This is a genomic window from Streptomyces sp. NPDC006235 (genome assembly GCF_040613735.1).
Classification (GTDB): Bacteria; Actinomycetota; Actinomycetes; order Streptomycetales; family Streptomycetaceae; genus Streptomyces.
The window spans coordinates 277,587-285,940 of sequence record NZ_JBEXSR010000007.1 but is presented as its reverse complement, the minus strand read 5'-3'; the positions used below and the strand labels follow the sequence as shown (position 1 = coordinate 285,940).

The following is an 8,354-nucleotide window of genomic DNA, read 5'->3' as shown; positions in this document are numbered from 1 at the left end:
AGCTCGGCGCGCATGAACAGCGCCATCACGCCACCGATGACGAAGAACGCGAACGACGTCACCAGGTACAGCGTGCCGATCGTCTTGTGATCCGTCGTCGTCAGCCACTTGACCACGACGCTGCCGCGGTTCTGGCGCCTGACCGGCAGCTCGTCCTGGTAGTGGGACCCTGCTGCCGCGGCACCCTGGGGTTCGTTGAGGATGCTCACAGGTTGTTCGTCTCCCGGTTCTTCTCGTGGCTCGTCTGCGCGATGCCGGCAGGAACGTAACCGTTCTGCTGCTTGTCCACGAGGTCCTTGAGGTGCTGCTCGTAGCGCTCGGGGGAGACGACCTTCACGTTGAACAGCATCCGAGAGTGGTCGACGCCGCAGAGCTCGGCGCACTTGCCCAGGAAGGTGCCCTCCTTGTTGGGGGTCACCTCGAAGGCGTTGGTGTGGCCCGGGATGACGTCCTGCTTCATCAGGAACGGCACCACCCAGAAGGAGTGGATGACGTCACGCGAGGTGAGGACGAAGCGGACGGTCTTGCCCTTGGGCAGCCAGAGCGTCGGGCCCGGGTTGTTGGTCTGCGGGTTCCGGGTGCCGGGGGTGCCGCAGTCGTAGACGCCGCCGGCGTTCGCCGGGAAGTCCTTCTTGAACCGGTCCGGGATCGCGTCGAGCTCCGGGGACTTCTTGGCGTCACCCGTGGAACCGGCGACCGGCTCGATGTAGTTGAAGCACCAGCTCCACTGGAAGCCGACCACGTTGACCGTGACGTCGGGCTTCTTCTTGAGGCTGAGCAGCTCGGACTCGTCGCGGGCGGTGAAGTAGAACAGCACCGAGACGATGATGAGCGGGACCACGGTGTACAGCGCCTCGATGGGCATGTTGTACCGGGTCTGCGGAGGAACCTCGACCTTGGTGCGGCTGCGCCGGTGGAAGAAAGCACTCCACAGGATCAGACCCCACACCAGCACGCCAACGGCGAGCGCAGCCGCCCAGGACCCCTGCCACAGGGAGAGGATCCGCGGAGCCTCTTCCGTGGTCGGGGTGGGCATACCAAGGCGGGGGAAGTCTTCCCAGTTGTACGAGCAACCGGTGGCTGTCGCCAAGACCAGGCCCGCGGTCAGTGCCTGCAGCAGCTTCCGCCGCATCGGGCGCCGCGGCGAGCGGTCGGAGCCGTTGGGACTCACGTAGCGCCTTCCCGAGAGTCTCGCCCGCGCGGATCGGCTGCGGCCTGGCCTTCTCGCTGGTCGGTCGCCGCCCTGCGTCGGGCAGGGGTTTGGATGTTTATGCGGACCAAACCCTAGCCGACGCCCTCCGGGGGTTCTCGGGGAGGGGTGCCTATGCGGAGGGGTGGTTCGCTGGTTTGGCGGCTGCGGCGTTCGTTGTGGCTTGTCGCGCAGTTCCCCGCGCCCCTTGGGACGTCTCCTGCTGGGCGTTCTAGCGTTGGGGTGTGGCCTACTTCGATGCTGCTTCCGCTGCTCCGCTTCATCCGATCGCCCGGCAGGCCCTCCAGGCCTCCCTCGACGAGGGGTGGGCGGATCCCGCGCGTCTGTACAGGGAGGGGCGGCGCGCCCGGGTGCTGCTGGACGCGGCGCGGGAGGCCGCTGCCGAGGCCGTGGGGTGCCGGCCGGACGAGCTGATCTTCGCCTCGTCCGGAACGCGTGCCGTGCACACGGGGATTGCCGGGGCGCTGGCCGGGCGGAGGCGGGTCGGGCGCCACCTGATCGTGTCAGCAGTCGAACATTCGTCTGTACTGCATTCGGCGGAGCTTCACGAGTCCGCCGGTGGGACCGTCACGCAGATCGCGGTGGACCGCACCGGTCTGGTGGAGCCGTCGGCGTACGCGGCCGCCCTGCGCGTGGACACGGCGCTGGCCTGTCTGCAGTCGGCCAATCACGAGGTGGGGACCGAGCAGCCGGTGGCCGAGGTGGCCGAGGTGTGCCGGGCGGCGGGCGTGCCGCTGCTGGTGGACGCGGCGCAGTCGCTGGGATGGGGGCCGGTGGAGGGCGACTGGTCGCTGCTCACGGCCAGCGCCCACAAGTGGGGCGGCCCGTCGGGGGTCGGACTGCTCGTCGTCCGCAAGGGTGTGCGATTCGCGCCGCAAGGGCCGGTGGACGAGCGGGAGTCGGGGCGTGCGCCCGGTTTTGAGAACATCCCGGCGATCGTGGCGGCGGCCGCGTCGCTGCGGGCCGTACGCGCCGAAGCCGCCGAGCAGGCCCCACGACTGCGGGAGCTGACGGAGCGGATCCGGGTGCGGGTGCCGCAGGCCGTGCCGGACGTCGAGGTGGTCGGCGACCCGGTGCACAGGCTGCCCGGCGTCGTCACCTTCTCCTGTCTCTATGTCGACGGGGAGGCCCTGCTGCACGAGCTGGACCGGGAGGGTTTCTCCGTCTCGTCCGGATCGTCCTGCACGAGCAGCACGCTGACGCCGAGCCATGTGCTCCGGGCGATGGGCGTACTCAGTGAGGGGAATGTGCGGGTTTCCCTGCCGGTGGGGGTGGCCGAGGAGGACGTCGAGCGGTTCCTCGAGGTGCTGCCGGGGACGGTGGCGGCGGTGCGGGAGAAGCTGGGGGCGCCGGTCGCCTCCGAGGTCGCCCGCGAGGAGGACGTCCTGGTCGTCGACTCCCTCGGCAAGCGCTGCCCGATACCGGTGATCGAGCTGGCCAAGGTCATCGGTGACGTGCCCGTGGGCGGCCTGGTCCGGGTGCTGTCGGATGACGAGGCGGCGCGGCTGGACATCCCGGCGTGGTGCGAGATGCGGAGCCAGGAGTATGTGGGCGAGGAGCCGGCGGCCAAGGGAACGGCGTACTTGATCCGCCGGGTGAGCTGAACGCCCTTCCTTCAGGGGCGCGGGGCTGTGTCGATGCGCGGCTCCGCCGCGTGGGCGCGACCAGCGCCCACGCCCCTGCAGACGACAGTGGTCAGGCCAGGTGAGCCTGAACCTCCGCCGCGGCCTCGTCCCCGTACGCCTTGGTGAACCGCTCCATGAAGTGCCCGCGCCGCAGCTGGTACTCCTGCGTCCCCACCGTCTCGATGACGAGAGTCGCCAGCATGCAGCCGACCTGGGCGGCACGCTCCAGGGAGACGTCCCACGCGAGGCCCGAGAGGAACCCGGCGCGGAACGCGTCGCCGACGCCGGTCGGGTCGGCCTTGCGCTCCTCGTCGGGGGTGCCGACCTCGATCGGGTCGTCGCCGGCCCGCTCGATGCGCACGCCCTGCGCGCCGAGGGTGGTCACCCGGTGGCCCACCCTGGACAGGATCTCCGCGTCGGTCCAGCCGGTCTTGGACTCGATGAGGCCCTTCTCGTACTCGTTGGAGAAGAGGTACGTCGCCCCGTCCAGCAGGATGCGGATCTCCTCGCCTTCCATGCGGGCGATCTGCTGGGAGAAGTCGGCGGCGAACGGGATGTTCCGGGAGCGGCACTCCTCGGTGTGGCGGAGCATGGCCTCCGGGTCGTCGGCGCCGATGGAGACCAGGTCGAGACCGCCGACGCGGTCGGCGACGGTCTTCAGCTCGATGAGGCGGGCCTCGCTCATGGCGCCGGTGTAGAAGGAGCCGATCTGGTTGTGGTCGGCGTCGGTGGTGCACACGAAGCGGGCGGTGTGCAGCGTGTCGGAGATGCGGACGGACTCGGTGTCGACGCCGTGCCGGTCGAGCCAGGCCCGGTACTCGTCGAAGTCCGCGCCCGCGGCGCCGACCAGGATCGGGCGGGTGCCGAGCTGCCCCATTCCGAACGCGATGTTCGCGGCGACGCCGCCGCGGCGTACGTCGAGCTTGTCGACCAGGAACGACAGCGAAACCGTGTGCAGTTGGTCCGCTACGAGCTGGTCGGCGAAGCGGCCGGGAAACGTCATGAGGTGGTCGGTGGCGATGGAGCCGGTGACTGCGATGCGCACGGCGTGGACTCTCCTGTGGGAGGCGGACCTTGACGCTTCACGCTATCGGGTGGACGGGGCCGCTCTGAAGGCATGGAAACTACCCGATAGTAGATCTTTCTCCGTGAGGTCCGGCGTGCCTACGGTGCGGATATGACGAACCTCAAGGTCCAGGTGCCCGTTCCGGTCGATCTCGAAGGCGACCTGGCGTCGCTGCCGGGCGACGGCGCCCGGATGGCACCTCACTGGGCGGCTCCCGACCGGGTCGCCTCCCGGCCGGTCTCCCCGGCCCTGATCCACGGTGTGACCGTCCCCCCGGCGTCGGCGCGGCTGCTCGACGCGATGTCGGACTACGGAGACTGAGCGGCGCGCTGCAGGGAACCGTGCGCTCCCCCGCTGCGTCCCATCGCCGTCCCCCGTAAAGGGGAGGCGGGATACGACCCGACAGCTGCCCGTGTCGGACCGGGCCGGGTCCCATGGGACAGCTGTGCAGCCGAAGGAGCGATGCGGTGAACACCGAGCGACCCGACAACGACGACGACGCCAGGGAAGTGGGCGGCGCCGGATCCGCCGACGCCCCGGAGGTCGAGGAGCGGGGTTCGGCGGACACCCCTGAGGCCGCGAAGGCATCTGAGGCCACAGAGACCGGCGAAGCTCCTGAGACTTACGAGGCCGCTGAGGCTGATGAGGCCGCTGAGGCAGTGGAGACGACAGAGACCGCCGAGGCTTCCGAGACGTCGCGGGAGGACGCGCCGACTTCGGAGTCGGAGCCGGCGGACGACGCGCCCGCAGCGGCCGAGGAGACGGACCAAGCTCCCGCGGCCGCCGAAGAGACGGACCAAGCACCCGCGGCGGCCGCAGGGACGGACGAAGAATCGGACCGTGCCGACGCCGAGGAAACCGGCCCGGCCCCGGAAGCACCCGAGGACACGCCCCCCGCGCCCGACGGCGACGTGCCCCGCGACGAGGAGCACCCGGTCCGTCCGGGCGGTGGGCGGTCGCGGACGCCCGCGATCATCGCCTCCGTCGCCGCCGCCGTGCTGCTGATCGGCGGTGGCGGGGCCTGGCTCGCGGCCAACGCCTCGGGCGGCTCCGGTGGCGGTGGCGGTTCGACGCCGGGCGCGCCCGCCGGGGACGGCACTCCCCCGCCGCTCGCGCTCGACGGCTACTCGGAATCCACGTCGGGCGGCAACGGCATCGCGCCCGGTGAGCCGAACCCCTACGGCGCCACCTACCGGGTCGACGGCCCGCTCCCGGACGGTCCCGGCGAAGCCCCGGTGTACCGGGCCCGGGGCCAGGTCACCAAGGAGGACGTGGCCCGGCTGGCGGAGGCCCTCGGGGTCGAGGGGACTCCGGTGGCGCAGGGCGAGGCCTGGAAAGTCGGGGCCGGTCAGGACGGATCGGGGCCGAGCCTCCAGGTGAACAGGCGGGCACCCGGCGCCTGGACCTTCAACCGGTACGCCCCCGGCACCGACGCCTGCAAGGGCACCGACGCCTGCACCGCTCCGCGCTCCGGCGGCAGCCCGGTGAGCGAGGCGGAGGCCGAGAAGGCCGCGGCGCCCGTGCTGAAGGCGTTGGGTCAGGACGACGCGAAGCTCGACATGAGCCAGGTCATGGGCGCCCAGCGGGTGGTGAACGCCGCTCCCGAGGTCGGCGGACTGCCGACGCACGGCTGGACGACCGCAGTCACGGTCGGCTCGGACGGCGAGGTCGTCGGCGGCAGCGGTCAGCTGAAGACACCGGTGAAGGGCGACACGTACCCCGTGGTCGGCGCCGGGGAGGCGCTGAAGCTGATGGAGAAGCGGCCGACGGGCGACCACCGCATGGGCATCGGCGGCTGCGCGAGCCCCGTGCCGCTGAAGGACCGGCTGGAGCAGCCCTGCGGGTCGTCGGCGAGCGGCGCGCCCGAGCAGGACGCGGTGACGGTGCGGAACGCGGTGTTCGGGCTGGCCTCGCACTTCGTGGACGGGCGGCAGGCGCTGGTGCCGTCCTGGCTGTTCGAGGTGACGGCGCCGGGCGCGAAGGACCCGTTCACGGTGACGTACCCGGCGGTCGACCCGAAGTACCTGGCCTCCTCGACGCCGAGCGGGCCGAGTGACAAGCCGACGTCGGCTCCCGAGCCGCGTGATGTGAAGGTGGACGGCTACCGGGCCGAGGGCTCGGAGCTGACGGTGACCTTCACGGGCGGGGTGTGCTCCGACTACGACGTGAAGGCGAGCGAGAGCGGGGACGAGGTGAAGGTCACGGTGACCTCGACCCCGTGGCCGGGCAAGGTCTGCATCATGATCGCGAAGCAGTTCCAGAAGACCGTGCAGCTGGAGGAGCCGCTCGGCGACCGCGCGGTCGTGGGCTCGGACGGCAAGGGCGTCCCGCTGGCCAAGGAGGGCGCACGACTGCCGGCTCCCCCGACGCACGCGCGGTAGTACGGCGCAGCGCGAAGGCGGCGGTCCCCTCGGAGGGGGCCGCCGCCTTCGTCATGTCCGCGGCCGCGGGAAGCGGCTCGGCGGGCTCAGCTGAAGGAGTCGCCGCAGGCGCAGGAGCCCGTCGCGTTCGGGTTGTCGATCGTGAAGCCCTGCTTCTCGATCGTGTCCACGAAGTCGATCGTGGCGCCGCCCAGGTACGGGGCGCTCATGCGGTCGGTGACGACCTTCACACCGCCGAAGTCCTTCTCCACGTCACCGTCCAGGGAACGCTCGTCGAAGAAGAGCTGGTAGCGCAGGCCGGAGCAGCCGCCGGGCTGGACGGCGACGCGCAGCGCGAGGTCGTCGCGGCCTTCCTGGTCGAGCAGGGTCCTGACCTTGTCCGCGGCGGCGTCGGTCAGGATGATGCCGTCGCTGACGGTGGTGGTCTCGTCCGATACGGACATCTACATCTCTCCCGGGTTGTACGGAGACTGCTTGCCGACGGGTCCAACCGGCGGGGCCGCGGATTCATTCCGGGCCGGGCGCTCGATCTCGGCTCCTTTTCATGCTCGCACACGCGCCGGGAACCGGAAAACGGCTCTTTCCGGGCCTTCCCGGGAATGAACGGCGGCTCGCCGGGATTCACGTCACACAGACGCTATGGCCATCGTCAAAGTGACGTGAAGCGGTTATGATAGATAGCGTCAAATCGACGAAAAGTCGCGGAACAGAAAGGGTGCGTGTCGTGACCACCGCCCAAACCCAGGAGCTCGACGTACAGCCGACGCCCCTCGCCCTGCTGCTCCTCGGCCGTGAGGCCGACCCGAAGAGCGAGCGGGGCGTGGAGTGTCCAGGCGACCTGCCCTCGCCGTCCGACCCGGACCTGGTGGAGCGCGCCCGCAAGGCGAAGGAGAAGCTCGGGGACAAGGTCTTCGTGCTCGGCCACCACTACCAGCGCGACGAGGTCATCCAGTTCGCCGACGTCACGGGGGACTCCTTCAAGCTCGCCCGGGACGCGGCGGCGCGTCCGGAGGCCGAGTACATCGTGTTCTGCGGTGTGCACTTCATGGCGGAGTCCGCGGACATCCTGACGTCCGACGACCAGAAGGTCGTCCTGCCCGACCTCGCCGCCGGCTGCTCGATGGCCGACATGGCGACGGCCGAGCAGGTCGCCGAGTGCTGGGACGTGCTGACCGAGGCCGGGATAGCCGAGCAGGTCGTGCCCGTCTCGTACATGAACTCGTCCGCCGACATCAAGGCGTTCACGGGCAAGCACGGCGGCACGATCTGCACCTCCTCGAACGCCAAGCGGGCCCTGGACTGGGCCTTCGAGCAGGGCGAGAAGGTCCTCTTCCTGCCGGACCAGCACCTCGGCCGCAACACCGCCGTGCGGGACATGGGCATGTCCCTGGAGGACTGCGTCGTCTACAACCCGCACAAGCCGAACGGCGGGCTGACGGCCGACGAGCTGCGTGCCGCGAAGATGATCCTGTGGCGCGGCCACTGCTCGGTGCACGGCCGCTTCAGCCTGGACTCGGTGAACGACGTGCGCGAGCGCATCCCGGGCGTGAACGTCCTGGTCCACCCCGAGTGCAAGCACGAGGTCGTGGCCGCGGCGGACTACGTCGGCTCGACGGAGTACATCATCAAGGCCCTGGAGGCCGCCCCGGCCGGTTCCAAGTGGGCCATCGGCACGGAGCTGAACCTGGTCCGCCGCCTGGCGAACCGTTTCGCACCGGAGGGCAAGGAGATCGTCTTCCTCGACAAGACGGTCTGCTTCTGCTCGACCATGAACCGCATCGACCTCCCCCACCTGGTCTGGACCCTGGAGTCGCTGGCCGAGGGCAACCTGGTCAACCGCATCGAGGTGGACAAGGAGACGGAGGCGTTCGCGAAGCTGGCGCTGGAGCGGATGCTGGCGCTGCCGTAGCCCGCAGTCCGTAGCTTCTAGCTCGTAGCTCGTAGCTCGTAGCGGGGTACGAAGGGGTGGGGGCGGCCAATGGGGGGGCCCCCCCCACAACAAACACGGCCAAGCCCCACAGAAGGTTTTGGGTTTGGTGGGGAAAAATACGCAAAAACAGTAAAAAGCCCAC

At 70.1% G+C, this 8,354-nt stretch carries 7 protein-coding genes and 1 pseudogene; 4 read left to right on the top strand and 4 right to left on the bottom strand.

What is annotated here, in order from left to right; genetic code table 11:
• Positions 1-209, bottom strand: a pseudogene (locus tag ABZ192_RS12270) (cytochrome ubiquinol oxidase subunit I); the annotation flags it as partial.
• Positions 206-1,171, bottom strand: coding sequence for a cytochrome c oxidase subunit II (gene coxB / locus ABZ192_RS12265; RefSeq protein WP_356924422.1), 966 nt, complete (start codon positions 1,169-1,171; stop codon positions 206-208). The gene coxB and the pseudogene ABZ192_RS12270, both read right to left, overlap by 4 nt.
• A 263-nt stretch (positions 1,172-1,434) precedes the next feature.
• On the opposite strand from coxB, the gene ABZ192_RS12260 reads away from it, so the two are divergent.
• Positions 1,435-2,814, top strand: a complete 1,380-nt coding sequence (locus tag ABZ192_RS12260; RefSeq protein ID WP_356924421.1) for an aminotransferase class V-fold PLP-dependent enzyme — start codon at positions 1,435-1,437, stop codon at positions 2,812-2,814.
• A 91-nt stretch (positions 2,815-2,905) separates the two neighbouring features.
• Here ABZ192_RS12260 and ABZ192_RS12255 read toward each other — a convergent pair whose 3' ends face one another.
• Positions 2,906-3,880 (bottom strand): carbohydrate kinase family protein, encoded by a 975-nt coding sequence (locus ABZ192_RS12255; protein ID WP_356924420.1) that lies wholly within the window; start codon positions 3,878-3,880, stop codon positions 2,906-2,908.
• A 132-nt stretch (positions 3,881-4,012) separates the two neighbouring features.
• Here ABZ192_RS12255 and ABZ192_RS12250 point away from each other — a divergent pair, with 132 nt between their 5' ends.
• Complete coding sequence (locus ABZ192_RS12250) at positions 4,013-4,222, top strand: hypothetical protein (RefSeq protein ID WP_356924419.1); 210 nt, start codon at positions 4,013-4,015, stop codon at positions 4,220-4,222.
• Positions 4,223-4,368: 146 nt separating this feature from the next.
• Positions 4,369-6,282 (top strand): hypothetical protein, encoded by a 1,914-nt coding sequence (locus tag ABZ192_RS12245; protein ID WP_356924418.1) that lies wholly within the window; start codon positions 4,369-4,371, stop codon positions 6,280-6,282.
• An 86-nt stretch (positions 6,283-6,368) separates the two neighbouring features.
• Here ABZ192_RS12245 and ABZ192_RS12240 read toward each other — a convergent pair whose 3' ends face one another.
• Positions 6,369-6,725 (bottom strand): iron-sulfur cluster assembly accessory protein, encoded by a 357-nt coding sequence (locus tag ABZ192_RS12240; RefSeq protein ID WP_086851802.1) that lies wholly within the window; start codon positions 6,723-6,725, stop codon positions 6,369-6,371.
• Positions 6,726-7,006: 281 nt separating this feature from the next.
• On the opposite strand from ABZ192_RS12240, the gene nadA reads away from it, so the two are divergent.
• A complete protein-coding gene (gene nadA / locus ABZ192_RS12235) occupies positions 7,007-8,191 on the top strand; it encodes a quinolinate synthase NadA (protein ID WP_356924417.1) in 1,185 nt (394 codons plus the stop codon).
• The last annotated feature ends 163 nt before the right edge of the window (positions 8,192-8,354 follow it).

Coding starts and splice junctions, on each gene's coding strand:
- ABZ192_RS12250 (WP_356924419.1), top strand. CDS start 4,013: ATGACGAACCTCAAGGTCCAGGTGCCCGTTCCGGTCGATCTCGAAGGC.
- ABZ192_RS12240 (WP_086851802.1), bottom strand. CDS start 6,725: ATGTCCGTATCGGACGAGACCACCACCGTCAGCGACGGCATCATCCTG.